Annotated in this window: 19 protein-coding genes; 12 read left to right on the top strand and 7 right to left on the bottom strand. The window is 38.6% G+C overall.

What is annotated here, in order from left to right; translation table 11 throughout:
* Positions 1-29: 29 nt before the first annotated feature.
* The 3 genes from gyrB to DOD25_RS05465 all read left to right on the top strand — a co-directional run bounded on the left by gyrB (position 30) and on the right by DOD25_RS05465 (position 5,620).
* A complete protein-coding gene (gene gyrB / locus DOD25_RS05475; RefSeq protein ID WP_004106076.1) occupies positions 30-2,105 on the top strand; it encodes a DNA topoisomerase (ATP-hydrolyzing) subunit B in 2,076 nt (691 codons plus the stop codon).
* A 69-nt stretch (positions 2,106-2,174) separates the two neighbouring features.
* Positions 2,175-4,805 carry a DNA gyrase subunit A gene (gene gyrA, locus DOD25_RS05470; RefSeq protein ID WP_112928834.1) on the top strand — a complete coding sequence of 877 codons (2,631 nt, stop codon included), beginning with the start codon at positions 2,175-2,177 and terminating at the stop codon, positions 4,803-4,805.
* Positions 4,806-5,050: 245 nt separating this feature from the next.
* Positions 5,051-5,620, top strand: coding sequence for a DUF3566 domain-containing protein (locus DOD25_RS05465; RefSeq protein ID WP_407645754.1), 570 nt, complete (start codon positions 5,051-5,053; stop codon positions 5,618-5,620).
* Between the two features lie 85 nt (positions 5,621-5,705).
* Here DOD25_RS05465 and mscL read toward each other — a convergent pair whose 3' ends face one another.
* Positions 5,706-6,116 (bottom strand): large conductance mechanosensitive channel protein MscL, encoded by a 411-nt coding sequence (gene mscL / locus DOD25_RS05460; protein ID WP_004106097.1) that lies wholly within the window; start codon positions 6,114-6,116, stop codon positions 5,706-5,708.
* 23 nt (positions 6,117-6,139) lie between these two features.
* Positions 6,140-6,877 carry a phosphatase PAP2 family protein gene (locus DOD25_RS05455; protein ID WP_004106098.1) on the bottom strand — a complete coding sequence of 246 codons (738 nt, stop codon included), beginning with the start codon at positions 6,875-6,877 and terminating at the stop codon, positions 6,140-6,142.
* 155 nt (positions 6,878-7,032) lie between these two features.
* Between DOD25_RS05455 and DOD25_RS05450 the strand changes: the two genes are divergently transcribed.
* Genes DOD25_RS05450 through pknB form a run of 7 tightly spaced genes read left to right on the top strand, consistent with a single transcriptional unit; the run spans position 7,033 to position 15,868 of the window.
* Positions 7,033-7,734 (top strand): FhaA domain-containing protein, encoded by a 702-nt coding sequence (locus DOD25_RS05450; RefSeq protein WP_004119721.1) that lies wholly within the window; start codon positions 7,033-7,035, stop codon positions 7,732-7,734.
* Positions 7,735-7,767: 33 nt separating this feature from the next.
* The gene (locus DOD25_RS05445; RefSeq protein WP_004119723.1) at positions 7,768-8,304 is read left to right on the top strand and encodes an FHA domain-containing protein FhaB/FipA; all 537 of its coding nucleotides are present in this window, start codon (positions 7,768-7,770) and stop codon (positions 8,302-8,304) included.
* 3 nt (positions 8,305-8,307) lie between these two features.
* On the top strand, positions 8,308-9,972 hold the full coding sequence (locus DOD25_RS05440) for a PP2C family protein-serine/threonine phosphatase (protein WP_101885817.1): 1,665 nt from the start codon (positions 8,308-8,310) through the stop codon (positions 9,970-9,972).
* The gene (locus tag DOD25_RS05435; RefSeq protein WP_004106107.1) at positions 9,969-11,450 is read left to right on the top strand and encodes an FtsW/RodA/SpoVE family cell cycle protein; all 1,482 of its coding nucleotides are present in this window, start codon (positions 9,969-9,971) and stop codon (positions 11,448-11,450) included. The genes DOD25_RS05440 and DOD25_RS05435 overlap by 4 nt, the downstream gene beginning before the upstream one ends.
* Positions 11,443-12,909: a peptidoglycan D,D-transpeptidase FtsI family protein gene (locus tag DOD25_RS05430; RefSeq protein ID WP_112928833.1), complete on the top strand. Its 1,467-nt coding sequence runs from the start codon at positions 11,443-11,445 to the stop codon at positions 12,907-12,909. Before DOD25_RS05435 ends, DOD25_RS05430 begins: the two co-directional genes overlap by 8 nt.
* Positions 12,906-13,868 carry a serine/threonine-protein kinase gene (locus DOD25_RS05425; RefSeq protein ID WP_112928832.1) on the top strand — a complete coding sequence of 321 codons (963 nt, stop codon included), beginning with the start codon at positions 12,906-12,908 and terminating at the stop codon, positions 13,866-13,868. The genes DOD25_RS05430 and DOD25_RS05425 overlap by 4 nt, the downstream gene beginning before the upstream one ends.
* A complete protein-coding gene (gene pknB, locus DOD25_RS05420; protein ID WP_004106112.1) occupies positions 13,865-15,868 on the top strand; it encodes a Stk1 family PASTA domain-containing Ser/Thr kinase in 2,004 nt (667 codons plus the stop codon). Before DOD25_RS05425 ends, pknB begins: the two co-directional genes overlap by 4 nt.
* Positions 15,869-16,269: 401 nt before the next feature.
* Here the strand turns inward: pknB and DOD25_RS05415 are convergent, their stop codons facing one another.
* Both DOD25_RS05415 and DOD25_RS05410 read right to left on the bottom strand, forming a co-directional pair.
* Positions 16,270-17,376 carry a class E sortase gene (locus tag DOD25_RS05415; protein ID WP_004106114.1) on the bottom strand — a complete coding sequence of 369 codons (1,107 nt, stop codon included), beginning with the start codon at positions 17,374-17,376 and terminating at the stop codon, positions 16,270-16,272.
* A 45-nt stretch (positions 17,377-17,421) separates the two neighbouring features.
* Positions 17,422-18,177: a DUF881 domain-containing protein gene (locus DOD25_RS05410; protein ID WP_004106116.1), complete on the bottom strand. Its 756-nt coding sequence runs from the start codon at positions 18,175-18,177 to the stop codon at positions 17,422-17,424.
* A 77-nt stretch (positions 18,178-18,254) separates the two neighbouring features.
* Between DOD25_RS05410 and crgA the strand changes: the two genes are divergently transcribed.
* Positions 18,255-18,647, top strand: coding sequence for a cell division protein CrgA (crgA, locus tag DOD25_RS05405; protein ID WP_004106118.1), 393 nt, complete (start codon positions 18,255-18,257; stop codon positions 18,645-18,647).
* A 56-nt stretch (positions 18,648-18,703) separates the two neighbouring features.
* Here the strand turns inward: crgA and DOD25_RS05400 are convergent, their stop codons facing one another.
* A complete protein-coding gene (locus DOD25_RS05400) occupies positions 18,704-20,020 on the bottom strand; it encodes a THUMP-like domain-containing protein (protein WP_101885815.1) in 1,317 nt (438 codons plus the stop codon).
* Positions 20,021-20,276: 256 nt separating this feature from the next.
* Positions 20,277-20,981: a rhomboid family intramembrane serine protease gene (locus tag DOD25_RS05395; protein WP_004106124.1), complete on the bottom strand. Its 705-nt coding sequence runs from the start codon at positions 20,979-20,981 to the stop codon at positions 20,277-20,279.
* 161 nt (positions 20,982-21,142) lie between these two features.
* Between DOD25_RS05395 and DOD25_RS05390 the strand changes: the two genes are divergently transcribed.
* A complete protein-coding gene (locus tag DOD25_RS05390; RefSeq protein WP_004106126.1) occupies positions 21,143-21,352 on the top strand; it encodes a hypothetical protein in 210 nt (69 codons plus the stop codon).
* A gap of 187 nt (positions 21,353-21,539) precedes the next feature.
* On the opposite strand, the gene DOD25_RS05385 is transcribed toward DOD25_RS05390, so the two are convergent.
* Positions 21,540-23,903, bottom strand: coding sequence for a BspA family leucine-rich repeat surface protein (locus tag DOD25_RS05385; protein ID WP_162720542.1), 2,364 nt, complete (start codon positions 23,901-23,903; stop codon positions 21,540-21,542).
* Between the last annotated feature and the right edge of the window lie 184 nt (positions 23,904-24,087).

Raw genomic sequence — 24,087 nt, 5'->3', positions numbered from 1 at the left:
ATATGAGGCAATTTGTGAAGGGACCTAAAGTGGCAAACACGGAAGATAATTCGATGGATAATGCCGTCGAAGAGCATAAACTTGATGATGCTCAACTCGATGATTCACTTGCTCCTGAACATTATGATGCGAGTGACCTTCGCGTTCTAGAAGGATTAGAGGCAGTTCGTATTAGACCAGGTATGTATATTGGTTCTACTGGTCCTCGTGGATTGCATCATTTGGTTTATGAGATTGTTGATAATTCTGTTGATGAAGCTTTGGCAGGATATGCTTCGCATATTGAAGTAACAATTTTGCCTGATAATGCTATTCGTGTTGTCGACGATGGTCGAGGTATCCCAGTAGATGAAGTGCCAGGCGAAGGTGTTTCTGGTGTTGAAACAGTTATGACTAAGCTTCACGCTGGCGGTAAGTTTGGTGGCGGCGGTTATGCTGTTTCTGGTGGTTTACACGGTGTAGGTATTTCTGTTGTTAATGCACTTTCTACTCGTGTAGAAATTGAGGTTCGTCGTCAAGGATTCCACTGGACTCAAACTTATGTTGATCAGCATCCAACTGCTCCTTTGGCAAAAGGTGAGCCAATGGCAGAAGGAGAATCTACTGGAACTTCTGTGACTTTCTGGCCAGACGGAACAATTTTTGAAACAACAGTTTATGATTTTGAAACCTTGCGTTCTCGCTTCCAACAGATGGCTTTCTTAAATAAGGGTTTGAAGATTTCTTTAACTGATTTACGTAAGCCAGATGAAGCTGGAGATGAAGTTGCAGGTGATTCTGAATCTTCTAGTGAAGAAAAGCATAGAAGTGTAAGCTACCAGTATGAGCATGGTATTAAAGACTATGTTGATTACTTAGTTAAATCTCGAAAAGCTGTTCCAGTAGAGCCAGATGTTATTGACTTTGAGGCTGAAGATCTTGAAATTGGTATTTCTGCGGAAATTGCTATGCAATGGACTGTTGCTTATTCTGAAGCAGTTCACACTTTTGCTAATACTATTTCAACTACTGAAGGCGGTACTCACGAAGAAGGATTCCGTGCAGCGCTTACTACTTTAGTTAATCGTTATGCTCGCGAAAAGAATATTTTAAAAGAGAAAGATACTAATCTTTCTGGTGATGACGTTCGCGAAGGCTTAACAGCAGTTGTTTCAGTAAAGCTTACAACTCCACAGTTTGAAGGTCAGACTAAAACAAAGCTTGGAAATTCTGAAGCTAAGACTTTTGTACAAAGAGTTATGACTGAAAAGCTTGGAGATTGGTTTGATGCTCATCCAAATGAAGCAAAAAATATTATTCAAAAAGCTATAGAAGCTTCTCGTGCTCGACTTGCTGCTAAAAAAGCTCGCGAAAATACTCGTCGCAAGTCTATTTTTGAAACTGCTGGAATGCCAGATAAGTTGAAGGATTGCCAGTCAAGTAATCCTGAGGAATGTGAATTATTCATAGTCGAGGGTGATTCTGCAGGTGGCTCAGCAATTCAAGGTCGCGATCCTATTACGCAAGCAATTTTGCCTTTGCGCGGTAAGATTTTGAATACTGAACGCGCTTCAATTGACAGAATGATGAAGTCTGAAACTATTGAATCCTTAATTACTGCTGTTGGTGGTGGTTATGGAGAAGACTTCGATTTAAGCAAGGTTCGATATCACAAAGTCATTATTATGGCTGATGCTGATGTCGACGGCGCTCATATTGCTACTTTGAATTTGACACTATTCTTCCGCTATATGCGTCCTATGATTACTGCAGGATACGTTTATGTTGCTATGCCACCTTTGTACCGTTTGAAGTGGAGCAAGGGAGCACATGACTTTGTTTATACGGATGCTGAGCGAGACAGAGTTTTGGCAGAAGGTAAAGCTGCTGGTCGTCAACTTCCTAAAGGTGAAGGTATTCAGCGATACAAGGGCTTGGGTGAGATGAGTTATCAGGAGTTGTGGGAAACAACAATGGATCCTGAACATCGTATTTTGAAGCAAATTCATATTGAAGATGCTGCTCGAGCTGATGAAACATTCTCTATGCTTATGGGCGATGAAGTAGAGCCTCGTAGACTCTTTATTCAAAGAAATGCTCATGATGCAAGGTTTATTGACGCTTAAAAGTATTAATTTATTCGAAAAGATAAAAAGAAAAAACTTTAATTTTTATAAGATTAAGAAGGAATTGAAGTGGTAGACGAAATAAATTCCGCTCGTGATGATGCTGAGCGAGATCAGCTTCCAGATGGTTCTATGGAACCACAGAGCCCTCAGGAAGCAGATAATACTGATTATGGCTTAATGAAGGGTGCTCGCGTAAAGAACATGGATTTGCAGCAGGAAATGCGCGAATCTTATTTAGCTTACGCATTATCTGTTATTGTTGAGCGTGCTTTACCAGATGTTCGTGATGGTTTAAAGCCTGTTCACCGTCGTGTTATTTATGCAATGTATGATGGAGGATACAGGCCTGATCGCGGATATAACAAGTGTTCTCGCGTTGTCGGTGATGTTATGGGTAAGTATCACCCTCATGGTGATTCTGCTATCTATGACACTTTAGTGCGTATGGCTCAGTCTTGGTCAATGCGCTATATGCTTGTTGATGGTCAAGGAAACTTTGGTTCTCCTGGTGATGATCCTGCAGCAGCAATGCGTTATACGGAATGCCGTATGGCACCGTTGGCTATGGAAATGGTACGAGATATCGATAAAGACACCGTTGATTTCCTGCCAAATTATGATGGTAAAACTCAAGAGCCTACGGTTTTGCCAGCTCGTTTCCCGAATCTTTTAGTTAATGGTTCTGCTGGTATTGCTGTTGGTATGGCAACCAATATTCCACCTCATAATATGCGTGAAGTGGCTGATGGTGTGCACTGGGCGTTGAATCATCCTGATGCAAGCAAGGAAGAACTTCTTGAAGCTTTAATTCAGCGAATTAAAGGACCTGATTTCCCTACTGGAGCAACAATCTTAGGTCATAAGGGAATTGAGCAAGCCTATCGTACAGGTCGTGGCTTAATTACGATGCGAGCAGTAGTTAATACTGAGGAAATTAAGGGACGTATGTGCTTGGTTGTTACCGAGCTTCCATACCAAGTTAATCCTGATCGCTTAGCTGCTTCTATTCGTGAAGCTGTACGAGATGGCAAAATTCAAGGTATTGCAGATATGCGCGACGAAACGTCTGGTCGTACTGGTCAGCGTTTGGTTCTTGTTCTTAAGCGCGATGCTGTTCCAAAAGTTGTTTTAAATAACTTGTATAAGCATTCGCAATTGCAGCAAACTTTCGGCGCAAATATGCTTGCTTTGGTTGATGGTGTTCCTAGAACTTTGAGCTTGGATGCGTTTATTCGTCATTGGGTAACCCATCAGCTTGAAGTAATTGATAGGCGTACACGTTACTTAAAGCGTGAAGCTGAAGAGCGAGATCATATTTTGCAAGGCTATTTGAAAGCTTTGGATATGATTGATGAAGTTGTGGCTTTAATTCGTTCATCTAAAGATGTTGAAACTGCTCGTACTGGTTTAATGAATTTGCTTGATGTTGATGAAGTTCAAGCGGATGCTATTCTTGCAATGCAACTTCGTAGACTTGCAGCTTTGGAACGTCAGAAGATTCTCGACGAGCATGAAGATTTGATGATTAAAATTGCTGATTACAACGATATTTTGGCAAGCCCAGAACGTCAGCGCAAAATTGTTGGCGATGAACTGGATGAAATTGTTGCAAAATATGGTGATGATCGCAGAACTAAGATTCTTCCATTCTCTGGTGAAATGAATGTTGAAGATCTTATTGCTGAAGAAAACGTTGTTGTAACAGTAACTCGCGCAGGTTATATTAAGCGTACTAAGGCAGACGAGTATCGTGCTCAACACCGCGGTGGTAAAGGTATTAAGGGTGCAAAGCTTCGTGAAGATGATGTAGTTGATCACTTCTTCTTAACTTCTACACACAATTGGTTGCTCTTCTTTACTAATCGTGGTCGAGTTTATCGTCTGAAAGCCTACGAACTTCCAGAAGGATCTCGCGATTCTAAAGGTCAGCATGTTGCTAATTTGTTGCAATTTGCTCCTGGAGAAACAATTCAAGCAGTGTTATCAATTCCAAATTATGATGTCGCTAAATACTTGGTATTGGCAACTCGTTCTGGAAAAGTTAAGAAAACTGCATTGCAAGAGTATGATTCTCCACGTCAAGGCGGTTTGATTGCTGTACGTTTGATGGCAAATGAAGAAACAGGTGAACCTGTTGATGAGCTTATTGGTGCAGCTTTGTGTAATTCAGAAGACGACATTATTCTTGTTTCTAAGCTTGGAATGAGTTTGAAGTTTAGAGCAGATGATGAACAACTTCGACCAATGGGTCGTCAGACTGCCGGCGTTCAGGGTATGAGATTCCGTGAAGGTGACGAATTACTTGATATGGACGTTGTTGCAGCAGAAACTAGTAAAGATCTTCTTGTTGTTACTAATGAAGGTTTTGCTAAGCGAACTGCTATTGAAGAGTATCGTTTGCAAGGAAGAAACGGCTACGGTGTTAAAGCTGTTCAACTTGCAGAGGGTCGTGGTTCATTAGTTGGAGCTTTGATTGTTGAAGAAACAGATCAAGTAATGGCAATTATGAAGTCCGGTAAGGTAATTCGTTCTGACGTTAACGAAGTGAAGCGTACTGGTAGAACAACTCAAGGCGTAACCTTAGCTAAGCCGGATAAAGGCGATGAAATTATTTCTATTGCCCGTAATGAAGAAACGGATGACGAAGAAAATCAATTAGAAGAAAAAGAAGCTACTTCAGAAAATGAGGAAGCTTAAGAAACTTCTTATACGGAATAATATTAATAATATTATTTCTTAAAAATTTGAGAGTACTAATAAAAACTGTTCTAGTCTGTTTTTATTGGTACTCTCATTGGTATAATGGCACTGATTATAAGCAAATTAATAAGAGAAGGAACACTGAGATGAGCGAAAATTTTGAGCCATCGCAAAATCCGATGAATATGAATGAGGAATCTGCAAGATTTTTGTCTAATGACACAGAATTATCTGCAGAAAAAATGGTTCCTTCTAAGGAAGCTAATTATTCAAGTGAAGAAAATAATTTTGATGAAGTATCTGGTAATTCTTCTTTAGGAAATATTGTTAAAAATTCATCATCTTCTGGACGTGTTAGTGGTAGTTCCAATACGTATCGTCGTACAATTGGTGGCGTTGCTTCATCTATTTCCAATAAAACAAACGCAACAAAATCAGGACGTGTTCCGCGTGCTCGTCGTATGAGTCTTTCTTTAGTAAGAGTAGATGCATGGTCTGTAGCAAAAGTAACATTCCTTCTAAGTGTTGCAGGAGGAATTATTCAAGTTATTGCTGCAGGTTTAGTGTGGTTGTTCTTGAATATGATTGGTGTATTTGATCAAGTAACGCAGATTGTTTCTTCTACTGGTTTGGATAGTAACGGTTTTAATCTTGCAGATGTGTTCTCACTTCCAACAGTATTAAGTGCTGTAACTATTTTTTCAATTGTAGAAATAATTATAATAACCGTATTATCTGCAATAATTGCCCTTCTATATAACGTTGTTGGTTCATTAGTTGGAGGAATTCACATTACTTTAGGTGACGACTGATAGTGTGAATAATTTAGTTTTGGATAATAAAATTCCCACTGTTTACTACGAAGCAGTGGGAATTTTTTATAAGAAAAATAAGAAATTAGCGTTTTACTAGTTCGTCACGAATATCTTGTAACAGTTGAATAGTTTTTTCTTCGCGCTCTTTTCTTTTTTCTTCTTCAGTTTTTTCATGTTCAATTTGCAACAAATCTGCACCAATTTCACGTAATTTATTAATAGGTAAAACAATGCAGAAATAAACTGCTGTAGCAACAATAAGGAAATTCAATAATGCTCCAATTACTGCGCCAAAAGAAATTGTTGCACCATTCATACTAATAGTTAGAACGCCATTAAGTTCTGGCTTTCCGCAAATCATTGCGATAAGAGGATTAATAATATAATTAACTATCGTTGTTACTACTGCAGTTACTGCACTACCCATAACAACACCGACAGCCATATCGATTACGCTGCCTCGTAAAATAAATTTTTTAAATCCTTTTATCATTAGTATTTTCTTCCCTTTATACATTATTGAATATTAGATTGTGAGTTAGAATCTAGTACTTGTTCTTCGTAAGTAGATTTGTCATCATTTCTGTTGTCAATATATAAATTATGTCGCTGGAACGAGCGCAAAATTGTAACAGAAAGTAGTGGATATATAATTGCTGCAGCTAATACATCCGTAGGGAAATGAGCAGCGACAATAATACGTGAAACAGCAACTATAACAACAAGAATTGCGCTAAAAAGTAATCCAAATTGAACTGACGATGGTTTATTAATGTAAAGAATTAACATTGCCATAACGCAAACTGCTACAGCTGCTGAAGTATGACCACTTGGGAAACTTGGATCAGGTGGTAATTTAATATTCAAACCAATGTACGGACGCGGACGATTTACAGCAAATTTAACTGCAAAAATGTAAATCATAGGAAGAAGCGAAATTAAAAGTTGAATTATTGTCATCTTCCAATTTTTATTTATAAATAATGAAAGCGCTGCTAATAAAACAAGTATTGCTATGCAACCCTTAGTTGAAAAAACTAAAGCTAATATTTTTGAAATACTGAGAATTACAGAGGGAACACTCTTGTGGAACCAGGAGACTATGGATGATTCATAAGTACGCTCTTTACTCGTAACTAGTAGTGCTTTTCCTAAGCACGGAATAACAACTGCGAGTAATAGTGTAAAAATAGTAGCGGAATTTCTAGTGAAAACCGATAATCCGCTGTGATTACTGTTATTTTTCTGCATCATACTTGTTAAGATTACACGCACAATGATGTAAATGCACGTTGGAGAGTACGAAATAATATGTATAAAAAAGAAAATATATTAGAAGAAAAGCGTGTGGTAGTTGAACACCGTACCCGGTGACGAGTACTATGATGAACAGATAGAAAGGGTTTACCATGAGCGTGTTTGACCGATTTGAGAAGAGCGTGGAAGGTGCAATGAACGGCGTCTTCGCAAAATTCGGCTCCAAAGATTTGCAGCCAGTCGATTTTTCGAGTGCTTTGGAACGTGAAATTGACGCTGAAGCCATGCCTATTGGCAGAGATCACACAGTTGCTCCAAATGAGTATCGTTTTAAGCTGAGTACGCCTGATTTTGATCATATTGAACAATGGGGCAGTGAGGCATTAGCTAATGAGCTTGCAGATAATCTTACTCAATATGCTAAGAGTCAGCATTATGCTTTCGTAGGACCTGTAGTTGTTATTTTTGAAGAGGATTTGGAATTAACTAAAGGTAATTTCCATTTGACATCTGAATCTGTTCAGGGTAATGCTGTTCCTGTTACCACAGACGATCAGCAACAGAATCATCCTATGCTTGAAATTAATGGTAACCAGTACCTGCTTACAAAGGATCGTACTATTTTAGGACGTGGGTCTGGTTGCGATATTGTAATAGATGATCCAGGTATTTCTCGTCATCATCTTGGTATTGATATAACTCCTGACGGTGTTATTGCTCGTGATCTTGGATCTACTAATGGTACATATGTAGAAGGTCATCAGGTTCCTGCAGCAACATTGGTTGATGGCAACACTATTACTATTGGTCGTACGCGTATTCTTTATTGGGCATCGTCTCAAGACCAGGAGTAGTAAGTATTTCCGAGCTAGGAGACGATAACGCGCATGATGTTCACTGAATTAACGTTTGCAATACTTAAGTATGGCTTTCTAGTCTTACTCTGGATTTTTGTATGGTGCGCTATCCGTTCGCTTCGCTGCGATATTGAAGTATTTAGTCCTAAAAAATCTCGTTTTTGGAAGAAAAGTTCTCGTCGTAATTCTCGTGAAGCAAAGTTTTCACAAGTCATGCAAGTGCGTGAGACGCCAGTATTTACCAAAGCAGAAAATCAAGAAAATACATCCGGTTCTCCAACTTTGTTAGTTGTTATTGATGGACCTTTGGCAGGATCTTCATTCCCATTGAACGCTGCTGGTGTGACTCTTGGTCGTGCTGCTTCTAATACGGTCGTCTTAAACGATGAATTTGTATCTTCACACCATGCTCGTGTTTATTTTAATCAATCAGTTAATTCTTGGGTTCTTGAAGATTTAGGCAGCACAAATGGAACCATGATTGGTCATAATCGTGTTACTGAGCCTGTTATATTAGCTCCGCGTACTTCTGTGCGAATCGGCGCAACAATGTTTGAATTGAGGTAACAAATGAAACAAATCAATTCAAATAACGAAGAAGAAATTCAGACCGCAGTTACTGGGCAAATAGAAAAAATATCATCTATAACAGATAAAAATGATATTAAAGAAAATCGCGCAAATTCTGTAGAAAAAATACTTTTTATGTATGCTACGGCTGTCAGTGATGTTGGAACTGTTCGTAGTAATAATCAAGATTCTGCATTTGCTGGTGAACATTTAGCTGCAATTTGCGACGGAATGGGTGGTCATGCTGGAGGAGATACAGCTTCTACTATAGCGATTCGTTCTCTTGCACATATTGAACAAGATTCAAGACCGCATGATGTTAAAACTGTTTCTTCAATGATGGAAACATCGATTATGGCTGCTCATGATGCGATTGTTGGTAAAGCTAAGCGTGAGCGCCGTCTTGCTGGAATGGGAACGACAGTGACTGCAGTAACTCTTGTAAGAGGATACTGGGTTCTGGCTCATTTAGGTGATTCTAGAGCGTATCTACTAAGAGATAATCATCTTATGCGCATGACTACTGATCATAGTTATGTTCAGCATTTGATTGATACAGGTCATATTACGCCTGAAGAAGCGCGAAATCATCCTCAACGGAATGTTGTTATGCGAGTATTAGGTGATTTTGATATAGATCCTCGTCCTGATATTGCTTTGCGTTCAGCTCATCCTTCTGACCGTTGGCTTCTTTGCTCTGATGGATTGTGTGGAGTTCTTGAAGATTCAACTATTCAAGATGTGATGAGTAGTATTTCTAATCAAGAAGAATGCGCTCAAAAATTAGTATCTATGGCACTTCGTGCTGGTAGTACAGATAATGTTACAGCCGTTATTGCAGATGCAACGCTTGCACTTGATGCTGATGCATTTGATCTTCCGCATCAAACTCCACTTATTGGAGGAGCTGCAAGTAAGGATCTCGAGTCAATTGCAGATATCGTAAATAAAGCAGTAGCTTCAGCACCGGCATTGCGCGAAGATAAGAATTCACCAGCTCAACGAGCAGCCGCGCTAGCTCAAGATGATGATAATTCTAAAAATCCAGATGAAGGAACAATATCTATTACAAGAATTGTGCAACCTTCACACATTCGTGAAGAAGTTGGAGAATTACATACACCTGACACTAATGAGATTCCTATAGTCAAAAAAAAGAATGGTAAAGTTTCAACGGATCCTCATGATCCAGATGTTGCTCGTGCTGTCAAACATGAGCAGGATGAGGCACATCGTGCTCATTCATTGAGGCGCAGGTGGACTCGCATAGGCATATCTTTGGGAATATTGTTAGTATTATTTGTTATTTCTGGAGTAGGCTACGGAGTATATGCGTGGACTCAAACGCAATATTATATTGGAAAAGACAGTAACAAAGTTGTTATCTACCAAGGAGTGCCAACAAATATTTTCGGTATTGCATTATCTCATGAAGTGGAATCTACTGACATCCCTGTTAATAAACTAGATAGATCTTGGCAGGATCAATTAAAAGAAGGCATTAGTTTTGGCAGCTTAGTTGAGGCTCGTGGTCATGCTTCGTTAATTCGTCGAGAAATGCGTGCACGAGAACAAGAAAAACTTAATGAACAGAATCAAAAGAAATTAGAAAATAAAATAAATAAAAATAAAGATAATGCGAAGCAGGGGGGTAAAACCTCATGAATATGATTGCTACGCGTATCAGACAGATAGCATTGTTGCTTTTTGCAACGTTGCTTTCTGGCATGGCATTTTTACAGATGTTTTTCCGTATTGACGGTTATATTTCTGCTAATTATGCAGCAATGTTGATTCTCGTTATGGCACTGTTTTTCGTATTTTGGGGTGTTCTTCTTGTTAAACAGCCATATGCAAGTCAAGCTATTTTACCTTGTATTATGCTTTTAACTGCAATTGGAACAGTTCTTATAGCTAGAATTGATAGGCAAAATAATACAAATGTTGCAATAAAACAAATGGTGTGGATTTGTGCGGCACTGGTATTATCAATTATTTTCGTTATTCTTTTGAATGATTATCGCATTTTAAGGCGTTTTTCTTATGTGAATATGGTCATAGGCTTGATTCTTTTGCTTTCACCTATGGTTCCTGGATTAGGTAAAGAAATTGGTGGAGCAAGAATTTGGATAGGTTTTGGTGATCACACAGTGCAGCCAGGAGAGTTTGCTAAGCTTTTCCTGTCGTTCTTCTTTGCAGCGTATCTGTTTAATCATCGTGATCGACTTGCTGTAGGTGGAAATAAAGTTTTGGGAATTCACCTTCCTCGCTTACAAGACATGGGACCTATTGCTTTAGTATGGGCCGCATCAATGGGCGTGCTCGTTATTCAGCATGATCTTGGAACGTCATTGATGTTCTTCGCAATGTTTGTGTCAATGTTGTATGTTGCAACAGGTCGCAGAGGGTGGATTGCTGTTGGAGGTATTGCTTTTGTAGCTGGATGCTTGATGGCAGTAAAGTTATTCGCACATGTGCAATATCGTGTGGATTCGTGGCTTCATCCATTTGATAATGCGGTCTATAATCGTTTCCCTGGTGGCTCAGCGCAAATTGTATCTGGATTGTTTGGTTTGGCTGCTGGAGGAACAACCGGAACAGGTTTAGGACAAGGTCATCCTTCTATAACACCGCTAGCTAATTCTGATTTTATTTATGCTTCTGTTGGTGAAGAGCTTGGTCTTACTGGGCTTCTAGCCGTATTGGTTTTGTATTTAATTATTATTGCATCTGGAATGATTACTGCAATGAAAATTAAAGATGGCTTTGGAAAATTATTAGCTTCAGGGCTTGTTTTTACTATGGCTTTCCAAGTGTTTACTGTTGTTGGTGGAATTACTTTGGTTATTCCATTAACCGGTTTAACTTTGCCGTATATGGCAGCTGGAGGCTCTTCTTTAGTGGCAAATTATTTGCTTGCATCTTTGCTTATTGTTATTTCTCACGCTGCAAATAAACCTGAATCTGCTCCTGTTTCAGATACTTTCCAATACGCTGCCTTAGCAGCGTTGCGCGAGCGTGAATTGCGAGAGCGAGCTAATACGAATACAAATAATAGCGAATATAACAATACAGATTATGAAAATAATATAGATGCTTCTGCTGTTATTTCCTCTTCAGAGAGAGGTGATAACAATGAATAAAAGTCTTAGAGAACTTTTTACTGCAGTATTGGTACTTTTTGTAATACTTGGTATTTCAAGTACAATTATTACTTCTATTAAAGCGAATGCTCTAAATTCTGATCCTCGAAATCGCAGAGCTTTATACCATGAGTTTGGTGCTCCACGTGGAGCAATACTTACATCAGATGGCACAGTTATAGCGAAATCTGAACCATCTAAAGATGCTTTTGTGTATCAACGTCAGTATTCTAACGGATTAGTATATGCTCCAGTTACTGGATATTTTTCTATTAGCCAGCGTGCAGATAGAGGAATTGAAGCTTCTCGCAATAGCTTATTAAGTGGAGAATCAGACGCTCTGTTCTGGCAAAAATTCCGTTCATTATTTACTGGAGCAACTAATCGCGGAGCTTCTATAGAGACGTCAATTGATTCACGCTTGCAAAATCTTGCTTACAATCTTCTTAAAGGCAAAGACGCAGCTTTAGTTGCAATTGAGCCAAAAACCGGAAGAATTCGCGCCATGGTAAGCACTCCAAGTTATGATCCGAATGATCTTGCTCTTCACAATATTAATGAAGTAAATAAATCGTATGAGAGAATAACATCAGATGTGTCAAATCCTATGCTGAATCGTGCTGTTTCTGAGCTTTATGCTCCTGGCTCTACGTTCAAAACTGTTGTTGCAGCAGCAGCATTAGAATCTGGAAAATACAAGCCTGATACGAAAATACCTGCTGGTGCGAGCTATGTTTTGCCTGGAACCAAGACGTCTCTTACAAATGTCACTTACCAAGCGAATGGCGTTGATGGAAAAATATCTTTTGAGGATGCTTTAGCATATTCGTCTAATACTGCTTTTGCTCAATTGGGTAATTCTTTAGGATCTGACGTAATTGTAAAGCAAGCAAGAAAGTTTGGATTCTTCGATTCGCTGTCTATTGATGGTTCTGATTCTACTGGATTCCCAATGCGATCCGTGAAATCTACTTTTTCTATTAAGCCAACTCCAGATAGACTAGCTCTGGAATCAATAGGTCAAGGTGATGCTAAGGTTACACCTTTGCAAAATGCTATGATTGCGGCAGCTATTGCAAATAATGGAACATTGATGAAGCCTACTCTTGTTGATTGTGTAAGATCTAGTGATTTGTCAGTATTGTCACAAACTAGACCAACCGTTATGAACCAAGTAATGAGTAGTGACAGTGCATCTAAATTAACTTCTATGATGCAGGCTGTTGTTACAAAAGAAAATCCTAATCTTGCTTTACCTAATATTCATGTTGCTGCTAAAACAGGTACTGCACAGATTGGAATGTATAATCAAGCTGCTAATGGTTGGATTATTGGATTTGCTCCTGCTGAAAATCCTAGAATAGCTATAGCAGTTATAGTACATAACACAAGTACATTTGGTAGTTACGCGGCAGGACCTATTATGCGACAAGTGATGGAGGAGGCGCTTAAACAATGAAACTCGTTGAAGGACAGTTAGTTCATCATCGTTATAGACTTGATCGCCGCCTTGCTCAAGGCGGTATGGGAGAAGTTTGGAAAGGCTTTGATATTCAACTTGGGCGAATTGTTGCCATTAAGGCGTTACGCACAGATACCGTAAACGTTGAAGCAAAATTACGTCGTCTTCGTGCTGAAGCGCATAATTCTGCCAATTTAGCGCATCCTAATATTGCAGCATTATTTGATTATTATGAGCATGATGGTATTGGATTCTTAATTATGGAATATGTGCCAAGTAAATCATTGGCAGATTTGTATCATAAAGAAAAAATAATTGATCCTACTAAGTTACTTCCTATTCTTATTCAAACAGCTCGAGGGCTTTTTGTAGCTCATTCTCATGGTGTAATTCATCGCGATGTAAAACCTGCAAATATTATGGTTTCTGATACTGGCAATGTGAAAATCACAGATTTTGGCGTGTCATATTCCAGCGACCAAGAACAAATCACTCAAGATGGCATGGTAGTTGGAACAGCTCAATATATTTCTCCAGAACAAGCGCAAGGTGAGCAAGCTACTGCACAATCTGATATTTATTCGTTAGGTGTTGTGGCATATGAAGGCTTGTGTGGACATCGTCCATTTACTGGAGCAACGCCGGTAGATATTGCTGCTGCACATGTTAATGATCCTGTGCCACCTTTGCCAGAAAATGTTGATTTGCAATTGCAACAGTTTATTATGTCTATGCTTGCAAAGAATCCAAAAGATCGTCCAAAAGATGCATTAGTCGTGTCGAAAGTATTATCTCGTATTGAGCGCAGACTGTTAGATCAAGAAACAGCCTTCAACAATACAACAGGAGTACTTTCTACAAATTTGCGACAACGAAGATGTATTAAAAGTATGCCGCAAAGCCAAGTAAATATTATTAATATTTTTAATACCAATGATCGCAAGGAGCAGCAATGAATACCACAATGCCCACCTCATTAGCGAATGGTCGATACGAATTAGGGGAGCTTATTGGCCGTGGCGGCATGGCAGAAGTGCGTGTTGCTGTTGATAAGCGCTTAGGTCGTACAGTTGCTGTGAAAATTATGCGTTCCGATTTAGCGAACGATGAGATTTTCCTTTCGCGATTCCGCAGGGAAGCGCATGCCATTGCGCAGATGAACAATCCTAATATTGTGAATATTTATGATTCTGGAGAAGAATCTGTTATAGCAGAAAATGGCTTAGAAGAGCGTTTACCGTATCTTGTAATGGAATACATTAAAGGTAAAACATTACGCGATATTCTAAAAATGAATGGAGCTTTAAGTCAGAGAGACGCTGAACAAGTTATGCTTGGAGTGCTCAATGCTTTAGAGTATTCGCACAGAATGGGTATTATTCACCGCGATATTAAGCCTGGAAATATTATGATTTCTGAACAAGGCTTAGTAAAAGTCATGGATTTTGGAATAGCTAGAGCTCTTGATGATTCTGCAACAACTATGACACAGTCTCAAGGTGTTGTTGGAACAGCACAATATTTGTCTCCAGAGCAGGCTCGTGGTGAACAAGTAGATATGCGCTCTGATTTGTATTCTGCAGGGTGTGTGCTGTATGAAATGCTAACTGGACGTCCTCCTTTTATTGGAGATTCAGCTGTTGCCATCGCATATCAGCATGTTTCGGAAGTGGCGACACCTCTTAGCACACTTGTTCCAGGCATGCCTGCTATGTGGGACAAGATTTGTGCTAAAGCAATGGCAAAAGATAGACAAAATAGATATGCCACAGCATCAGAGTTTAAGAATGACATTCTAGCGTTTATGAACGGTGGAGTGCCTGTTGCAGCAGCGTTTAATCCATTGACTGATTTAGCTAATATGAAGGCGCGTAAGCAGGCTGAACAGAATGCTGCAACTATGGCTATGGGCATGACAGATGGTGCTGCAACTCAATCGTTTAATCCTATTACTGGTCAAGTTGAATCTGCAAATATTGCATTTTCTCCTAGCACGCGCGCGTCACAAAGAGCAACAATGCAAGCGCAACGTCGTAAACGAGTAGTAATCGGATCTATAGTTGGAGTATTAGTAACAGTATTAGTTCTTCTGGGTGTGCTGTTTATGCTCAACCGAAGTCGTGCTACTGGAGATGTTGTAGTTCCAACATTTATGGAGACAACAACGCAGGATGCTGCTCGTGAAAAGTTGCGTGCACTTGGTTTGGTTCCAGATATTCGTGAAGATGATCATTCTTCTCAACCTGAGGGAACTTTTACTAAGCAATCACCGCGTGGAGGTGAGCATGTTGCTTCTGGATCCAAGGTGACTGTATGGTTCTCGGTTGGACCACAATCAACTCGCGTGCCAGATGTAAGTGGTAAAACGCAAGAAGCTGCTCGTAAAATGCTTGAGCGTGCTGGGTTTAAGATTGCTAATGTTCGAGTAGAAGATAGTGCAGATATTAAGAAAGATCATGTAACTCGCACAGATCCTGACGCAGATTCGTTTGCTGATAAGGGTACATTAATTACTTTATATATTGCATCCGGCTTAACTAAAATTCCTGACGGTCTTGTTGGTCAAAGCAAAGACATTGTGGTTAGCCAATTAGAGAATTTTGGTTTTACTACGGATGTAGTTAAGGAAGATTCAGATAATGTGCCTGAAGGTTCTGTAACTCGACTAAATCCGTCGTCTGGTTCCTCTGTTAAACCACACAGCTCTATTACTGTGTACGTTTCTCAAGGTGCTTCGAAAGTTGAAGTTCCTAGTATAGATCTTGGTACTGTTACCTTCAAACAGGCGAAGAAAATACTTGAAGCAAAAGGTTTGAGAGTAGTATCTGATTCAATGGCAAAAGATGACGATATAGTCATGAGCATGTCTGAGGAAGCAGGAAGCAAGGTTGAGAAGGGCAAAGCGATTACATTAGTTACACGTCCAAGCCTTGGTTCTTCGTCTGATTCAGACTGATTTAGATTTGTGTTAGATTAAGTCTGTAAAAATAATGTATATGCTGCTTGTTCTACAAGAAAAGTAGAGCAAGCAGCATTTTTGTATCTCTAATGTTTGTATCTCTAATAAAATCCATATATTACTTATAAAAATTGATGCGTGAAAATAGATCTGCAAAAATAGACTTATATTAGGTTGCAAAGTATGTGATAAAACGAAAAAATAGCTGTTTAAGATATGTTTGTTTATTTAGACATAGTTTTATAGCAATGCGTTATTTTATGTGTTTCTATAGGCTTTTATTTTATTAATATAAACAAAAGGCGACTGCACTTCATACGCAATCGCCTTAAATGTTTTTATTTTGTAAGTTTTAAAGCAATCGTAAGAATATTTAAAACTTACTACTTAACCCGTTATCATACAGTTGTTGAGTAATTAGACATCTGCTGAAGGAATGGAATTGTAGATGCGGCCCAAGGGAAAATCCACTGGAATAATGCTAATACAATGAAGAAATAAATCAGAATCGAAAGAATCCAACGAATCGCTGTAATACCTGGTTGTATGCGCAAAAGACCGCCAAAAATGCTTGCATCAGGCTTTTTCTTTAATCCAGAATGAATAGCGCGAAGTTCTGGCCATTGCCAAGCGATTGCTCCTGCTGCGAAAATCATCACATACACTAATAAAACAACCACCATAACTGGCACTAGTGAAGAAAGATGAGAAACTAGAGATTGTTGCTCATTGTTAATAAACTTCACTTTTCCTTGCTCATCAATAGTAGAAAGTTCTTTTGGAATGCCATCGCTAATCTTTGCCCAATAAGCGAATTTTGCGTAGCTAATCCAGCGATGAGTTGCAGCAGTATACTTAGGTTCGCAAGTTGTAAGAGTAAGCATACGTTTTGTTGGTTTCTCACCAGGATGATCAGGATTTGCATCAATAACTTCACCGTGATCTGGTGTAACAATCTTGTAAGAAGTGTACTTATAGACGAACCAATAATCCTTTGTACGAACTACTATTGCGTCGCCAGGCTTCAGTAAGTCTACATCTCCCAATGGCTGACCATAACCATTTCGGTGACCTGCTACTGCGAAATTACCTATTGCGCCAGGCATTTGTGTGGTTGGATAATGACCTAAACCACGCTTGCTTAAGATGTCTGGCGTAATGCCTTCTACAACATTTCGTTCCCACTGATTTCCAAAACGTGGTATGTATAAACGAGCTACAAGGTCTTCAGACTTTGGTTTGCTTAAAGCAGGTGGGTCAGTATTCTGTGGTAAAGCAATCTTCGTTTTATCGCCAGTTTTTGGGTTTTGCCAAGATATTGCTTGACGCGCCTCTACTTGAGTGTGCTCAGCCTGCTCTCCAGTCCACCACATTTGCCATGCAATGTACAATGCGCAAATAACTGCAAAAGCTATCAACAGTTCGCCAATAATTCCAGCGGCTTGCCACCAGAAATTCGAGCTGCTACGCTTCGTTTTTCCTTCCTGCATATTAGCAGATTGCATAGTGTGCTACTCCTTTATTGATGTATGAAGACTTTGCAACATATTTTATTTGTTTAGCACTTTAGGAACTGTTGCGTACCTTAATGGTTGCAACAAGGCCGATGCTTCGGGGAATCGCAGATTATTCTTTTTCTCCACTTTCCATCCTAATCCAAACGAACTTACATACTCCTTGTAGGTGTGTATGGCCGGTGAATTGTTTAGAGCATCAACCATGCTATCCATTGGACCAATAGCAGATATTTTATACGGTGGCGAGTACTGATGACCTTGCAACATAAGAACGTTACCAATACAAACAACTGCGGAGTTAAATAATACTCGCTGATCCTGAATAGTTATTGCTTCTGCTCCGCCGCGCCACAAAGCATTTACTACAGCTTCAATATCTTGCTGGTGGATTACGTAATCATTAATATTTCCGGATGTTCCGGAACCATTAACTGCGCCTTTCCATAGAGGAGAGTCGTTAAGAGTTACAACAATTCCAGGTCCTTCAAGTTTTGGAAGTACGGTACTACTTCCAGTATCAGAAGATTCTTTTCCTTCACTAGTGCTGCTGCCGAGCGTTTTATTAAGTAAATTAATTTTAGAATCTAAAGATTTTATATCTTCTCGTAAATTTTTTGTGCGCTGCGAATTTCTTTCAACCATTTGACTCGTATTAGAAGTCACAAAAGCAGAGCGGTTTACGCGCAAATTAAGAACGAATAAATAGCCGGTAAGAAATACTGCAACGGCAACAGCAAAACTGCTTAACAGCGAGTGTTGAGCACGATGTTTCCCAGTTCTCTTAGCCATATTTTATCTTCATCCTTCACGCGTTCGAGTGTAACCACTATTATAGCGTGTAGCCGATTGATTGGAGAGTTACAGTTATGGCTGATGAAGAATTGCACACGACTGCAGCTGACGACGCTGCAAAGAAGAGCGATACGTCAAATGAGAATACTTATGGCGTTCCTATGGACGAAGTTGAAGCAGTGTTGAATGCTACTGCGGATAAAGCAACGCTTTCTCCACAGATTCAGCAAATGATGCAGAGACAAGCTGAAAATAGGCGACGTGTCGAAGAAAGCATTAAAGGCACAAAAGCTAATGCTGCATGGTTTGTGCCGCTGTTCTGCACATTAATGGTCGTTGGATTAATTTGGGCTGTTGTTTATTATTTGAACCCTGTGCTTCCAATTCCTGGAATTGGTGCATGGAATTTAGTTATTGCATTAGTAATAGTAATGACTGGATTCATTATGACAATGTGGTGGCGTTAGTCTGTAAAACAAACTGTTTAATATGTTTTAAAAGTAGCTATGCAAATGTTGCGTAGCTACTTTTTTGTTGCTGCTACTGCTCGAATAAGTATGTGATTTTTATTGTTATCAGTTGTTGCAATAATTCTTGTATTTCCGCCATCTTGTAGGTTTAATTTTTTGCGCAATGCTTCTACAGATATTGGAAAGTTACGAGTAACAATATTTGCATGAGTAATATCAGCAAAAGTTTGTTTTATTTCTCGTTTATTCATGCTGCATATATTTTCAATTTTCCATGTCTTTCCTGGAAATTCTGAGTAGTATTCTTCCGATACGTAAACATGACTATTCGCACTGATTTGTTGTATATTGTATTGAGTTTCTAACACTGAAAAACAACCAGCTTTCATGATTGCTGCATTTGGCTCATAAACGTATTGCGACCATTCTGGCCAGTTATTTATATCTAAAATTTCATCTTTTTTATTATTTTCTTCTCTATTATTTAAAACATTTGATTCAGGCTGTATTGACACCTGATTTGTTGAAGTATTGTAAGTTGCTTGTATAACAGTTATCTGATCATCGTTTGCACAATATACTGGTACTTTTGTGTGCTGAGAGTTACTGAGTATTATCAATAGTTCCTTGCACTCGTTATTATGTGCGACTATATGTACGGCTTCTACGTTGCCACTGAAATCACTAACTGTTTTGTGCCAATCAAGCATTGGAGAAAGTTTAATAATCACTATTTCTGCTTTAGTGAGCAACTGATTTTTAAGATCTAATACGTTTGGAATGCAATCTTCAATAGCGTATGTGCGAGATCCTTGTTTGTTACGGCGAGCTGGATCGACGTATATTACCGTTGACTTAGGAATATTTTTGAGTGCATCAAGGCTATTGTTGTTGTAGCACTTTACGTTTGTAATACCAAGTGCATTCATATTGTGATGTGCAATGCTAGAAAGTTCGTTTTGCTGTTCAATACAAATAACAGAATCGAAAACTTCAGACATTATTGTGCAATCAACGCCAAAGCCGCCAGTAAGATCCACAAGTGTGCTACTAAAATTTTCTGAATTTAATTTGTTGAGTAATTCTTTTGCAACATTTGCCTTGTATTGTGCTGTTGATTGAGAAGAACACTGTTCCATAGAAATATGCGCAGGGTATATAACTTCGTTGCAGGAAGCCCATTTTGGCAGTTTTTGTTGCGCAATCTGTCTACCTGCTATTTGGTTAATTGCAAACGGTATGTCGATATTCGCGTTGCGTGGAGCTTTAAGAGCAGCTTTGCTTGGCGACAATTGTGCGTTTTCTTTAATAAAAGTGAGTGTAGAAGCGTTTGCTGGTTCTATTGTTTTTGGAACTTGAAGTGTAGACATGAATCTCATTCCTTATGGAGGTGTAGAAAATTTTAGAGCAAGTAAATTTTAAAATTATGTAGTTGATAGTTTAGTCCACAAAAAACTTAAATTGTGGATAACTCTTATACACTTGTGCACAGGTTCACAAAAGGCAAGTTATCAACGTTTGTGATTAACTATGTGGATAACTTATATAGTTGTCACCAATTTAGGCACAACTTATACACAATCCTGTGCACATTGGTGGAAAACTACACGTGTGTAATTTAATAAATCATGCCTTCAAACAAAACATTGCACAAGCAGTGAGAATAGCAAATAGTGATACAAAATATACTAAGAAACGCGTATTAAACGAAGCTTTTTTAAGTAGCGGATTTTGTACTCCGAGCAATGCTGCAATTGCAGTACCTGAAATTAAGCCTCCAACGTGTGATTGCCAAGCGATATTAGGTACAATAATTGGCATAGCGAGAGTAATAGCAATCCAAATAATTGTTCCTCGCATGTTTTCTCCTAGTCGCCATTGTGCTACGAGAAGTGCACCTATAAGCCCCATAATAGCTCCCGAAGCACCGTATGAAGCAACGAACCAATTATTAGTGAGTTTGCACCATACGATATCAGCTACGCTTCCGCCAAAGCCGGATATTAAATACAATCCAAAAAACTTCCATTTACCGAAGAATCGTTCTAATTCAACTCCGAGCGACCAAAGACATAGCATATTGAAGAAAATATGGGTTAAATTTGGTGCGTGAACAAACATTGATGTGAACCAAGTCCAAGGTGTTTGTAACGCAGTAATTGGAAGAAACGCAGTATAGCTTATTAGAGTCGAATAATAATTTGGATATGCAAAGTTTAGTACCATTTCCAATATCCAAATAAAAATGCATGAATATACTAAAATGGCTGTGGTTGTGTTAAAACGAAGTCTTATATTATTTAAAATATTTTTAATATCAAAGTTGTGCATATGCTTATGATATCGGTTTTACTTCACAAATTTAATCAATAACATTATTTAAAAAAGATGCAACTCTGAAGAAAAGCAACTATGATAGTTATTACGCGACAAAAAGCGGTATAGATTGTTGACTTGGACGAGCAGGTCAGCTTAACCGGAAAGGAGCCATCATGGAGAACAGATCCTCTGGCGGTTGGAAGTTCTTTGCACTGCTCTTCGGAGCACTGCTCGCAGGTATTGCTGCGTTGTATGTGTACAAGCAGCATAATCCTGATTATGACCCTTGGGAGGAACCATGGGAGAACAGTTCTTCGCCAATTGACCTAGGGTTAGAAAAAGAAGAGAAAGAAGCTAACGATACTCCTGCCGCTGAGGCATAAGTGACATTTGCTTTATACAGTCCAAAATAAAGGCGATTGCGTATATTCGTAGTCGCCTTTATTTGTAATTACTAAAGAATTGTTGCAAACAAAAGCGTTTGCCTTACATGCAATTTAACTAAAATCTACACAAAAAGGCGGAAACTGATTAACAGCCTCCGCCTTTTATGTAATTTACGCAGCAGTATTACTTAATTGCATGCTTGCGCTTTTTGAAACGCAGTTTGCCCAAGGAGAACGATCCAACGGAGGTTGCAATGAACAACGACAGTAATGCTGCATATTGCGTTGCAGAACCTGTTGCTGCTAATAGATTTTTTGACGCATTATTTTGTTCAGTGTGCGATGCGTTAGAAGTGCTATTTGCAGACTGGTTGTTTCTTTTATTTTCGTTATTACCGATATTTTTAGCGGAACAATCACAATTGCAAGCAGGCGAAGTATCGTTATTTTGTTGATCTTTTTGATTTTGTGTGCCGGCATTATTTGGCATAGTTTGAACGTAAATAATATTCGGCTTGTCTGGAACATTTGAGTGATCTGGATTTGCAGGCTTTTGTGGTTCTGGATCTGTTTGTGTTCCAGTATCAGTGGTTTCTGGCGTATCTGTCACTGTATCTGTGCCAGTGCCAGTGCCAGTGTCGGTTGTTTCCGGTGTATCAGTTTGCGTGCCGGTATCGGTGGTTGTTTGCTTATTGTATTGAACATAATAAACATCATCTTTAATATTGACAGTAGTAGAAGCTTTTTCTACTGGCATAACACTATATCCCTTAATTTGAGGAAGTGTAAACTTCTCAAAAACAGCTTTAGACCAAGGGCTTAACACTTTATTGCCTTTGCTATCAGTTTTAAGAGTACGATGAATCTCTCTTTTGCGAATAATAGTATATTCTGGCTCGCCCGGCTGATCGTGAACTGTTATAGTTTGCGTAATAGTTTTTTTGTATTTTACTTCTTCAATAACAAATGATGCGTTAGCTGTTAAATGAGCGTCATTGTAGCTGTTTTTGAACTTGTCGAAAATGGTATCTGTAATTACGTATTTTTTATTATCTTTCTTTTCTTTTTCTTTTATCCAGTTATTGACTTTTTTCTGAGCTTCCGCAAGAACAACGTTTCGTTGTGCATCTTTATTTGAAGCATCAATGCTTGTGCTGTAGTAGACTACTGGCATTTTGATAGTTGCAAAAGGAGCTTTTTTATCGTCATAATCTTTGCGAGAATGATAGAGGCGCACACAATGGTGGAATCCACTTATATTTTTTATTTCCTTAACAAAGGGTCCATCAGTTATGAAAATTGCGCCGATTCCTGATCTGTTATAAGGCCCTTGTTCTTCTCCTTGTGCCATATTATTGATAATTTTAATAAACAGTGGACTATTCTTATAACTTGTAACAGACTTCCAATCTTTAGCTATTAATGTACCGGTAAGTTTTGAAAACATTCTGTTCATATTGACATCGTGATTAAGCTGCCACTTACCTAAACCAGAGAAGTCTTCGAGATTATAGTTAGAAATAAACATCTGTTGCATATTAGTAACGTTTTTAACATTCCAGTTAGCAAGTGGAGATAAATCTCTTATGTCTGCAGCATAGAACATATCTTTCATAATCGTTACTTTAGCAGTGTTCCAATTCTTCAATGGTTCTACTGATCTCAACTCATAGCATTGTGCAAGCATGCTGTCCATTGTTGTGACATTGTCGGTTTTCCATTTGCTCAAGAATCCAAAATCTTTATCTGGCACTATTTTTAATCCGTTGAATACATAATCCATGTTCGTTACTTTAGAAGTATTCCAGCTAGATAAGTTAGGAAGATCTACCAAAACATAGCATTGAGAAAATAGTTCTTCTAAACTAGTAACAGTACTTACATCCCAATTCTCTATGCCTTTTATAGTTTGAAGTTCCCCATTGTCAAAGAATGTTCTATGTAAACCAGTAATTCTACCTGTATGTAAATTAGCAAGATCAATATGTGTAAGCTTTGTGCTTGCAAACAAATAACTTAAGTTAGTGTCAGGCATATTAACAGGATTGCCATTATGAGAAATAGCAATAGTTTTAGTGTTATTTGTAGTGTCAGTTTGATTTTTATCAATTAATCCAGATAAAGTGTTCTCTGCAATGCTTAAGCTAGTAACACCTTTGTACTTGCTTCCATTAGTTGTATCATCTTTAAGATCTGCAAGCGTTGGAACAACTACATGCTTTTTATCGCCATTGTAAGATTCAATGGTCGCGCTTGTGCTATTTACTGTAACAGTCCATTTACTTACGTCAACTTTGCCGTAAATATTTTCGTCTAATGGTTTAAGAGATTGTAGTTCAGTGTTATTTGTTTGAGTTGTGCTTCTATCAGTTTGTTTCAGGGGGGGGGTATTCGTTTGTTTATTATTTTGTGACTGTTGCGTTGACTGCGCAGTTGCGCGAGAAGTTAAAGCAAAGCTGTTTGCTGCAAAACTAAACAAAAGCGCGAGAGCGCATATAACTGCTGTAATTATGTATGAATACGATAAGCGTATACTCTTCTTCTTCATAAAACCTTCTTTAATAAAGCACGCAACTAAAGGCATGCGAATATTGTTGAAAATACATTGCTATTCTAGGAGTTATTAGTGTCAAATGGTAGGTGCATGCAAAATAAAATAACAATATTTACAATTTCTTCAAAAGATTAAAAATAAAAATATATGCATAAATAACGTAACTATGCAAATAAAT

It is taken from the genome of Gardnerella leopoldii (assembly GCF_003293675.1).
GTDB classification, from domain to species: domain Bacteria; phylum Actinomycetota; class Actinomycetes; order Actinomycetales; family Bifidobacteriaceae; genus Bifidobacterium; species Bifidobacterium leopoldii.
The sequence above is the reverse complement of the archived record's forward strand: the minus strand, read 5'-3'. Positions and strand labels throughout refer to the sequence as shown.

Bases quoted from the DNA above. Each gene is read 5' to 3' on its own strand.
- mscL (WP_004106097.1), bottom strand. From the start codon at position 6,116: ATGATAAAAGGATTTAAAAAATTTATTTTACGAGGCAGCGTAATCGAT.
- DOD25_RS05445 (WP_004119723.1), top strand. From the start codon at position 7,768: ATGATGTTCACTGAATTAACGTTTGCAATACTTAAGTATGGCTTTCTA.
- DOD25_RS05465 (WP_407645754.1), top strand. From the start codon at position 5,051: ATGGTTCCTTCTAAGGAAGCTAATTATTCAAGTGAAGAAAATAATTTT.
- DOD25_RS05410 (WP_004106116.1), bottom strand. From the start codon at position 18,177: ATGGCTAAGAGAACTGGGAAACATCGTGCTCAACACTCGCTGTTAAGC.
- DOD25_RS05425 (WP_112928832.1), top strand. From the start codon at position 12,906: ATGAAACTCGTTGAAGGACAGTTAGTTCATCATCGTTATAGACTTGAT.
- DOD25_RS05415 (WP_004106114.1), bottom strand. From the start codon at position 17,376: ATGCAATCTGCTAATATGCAGGAAGGAAAAACGAAGCGTAGCAGCTCG.
- DOD25_RS05440 (WP_101885817.1), top strand. From the start codon at position 8,308: ATGAAACAAATCAATTCAAATAACGAAGAAGAAATTCAGACCGCAGTT.
- DOD25_RS05400 (WP_101885815.1), bottom strand. From the start codon at position 20,020: ATGTCTACACTTCAAGTTCCAAAAACAATAGAACCAGCAAACGCTTCT.
- DOD25_RS05385 (WP_162720542.1), bottom strand. From the start codon at position 23,903: ATGAAGAAGAAGAGTATACGCTTATCGTATTCATACATAATTACAGCA.
- pknB (WP_004106112.1), top strand. From the start codon at position 13,865: ATGAATACCACAATGCCCACCTCATTAGCGAATGGTCGATACGAATTA.
- DOD25_RS05390 (WP_004106126.1), top strand. From the start codon at position 21,143: ATGGAGAACAGATCCTCTGGCGGTTGGAAGTTCTTTGCACTGCTCTTC.
- DOD25_RS05430 (WP_112928833.1), top strand. From the start codon at position 11,443: ATGAATAAAAGTCTTAGAGAACTTTTTACTGCAGTATTGGTACTTTTT.
- crgA (WP_004106118.1), top strand. From the start codon at position 18,255: ATGGCTGATGAAGAATTGCACACGACTGCAGCTGACGACGCTGCAAAG.
- DOD25_RS05395 (WP_004106124.1), bottom strand. From the start codon at position 20,981: ATGCACAACTTTGATATTAAAAATATTTTAAATAATATAAGACTTCGT.
- DOD25_RS05455 (WP_004106098.1), bottom strand. From the start codon at position 6,877: ATGATGCAGAAAAATAACAGTAATCACAGCGGATTATCGGTTTTCACT.
- DOD25_RS05450 (WP_004119721.1), top strand. From the start codon at position 7,033: ATGAGCGTGTTTGACCGATTTGAGAAGAGCGTGGAAGGTGCAATGAAC.
- DOD25_RS05435 (WP_004106107.1), top strand. From the start codon at position 9,969: ATGAATATGATTGCTACGCGTATCAGACAGATAGCATTGTTGCTTTTT.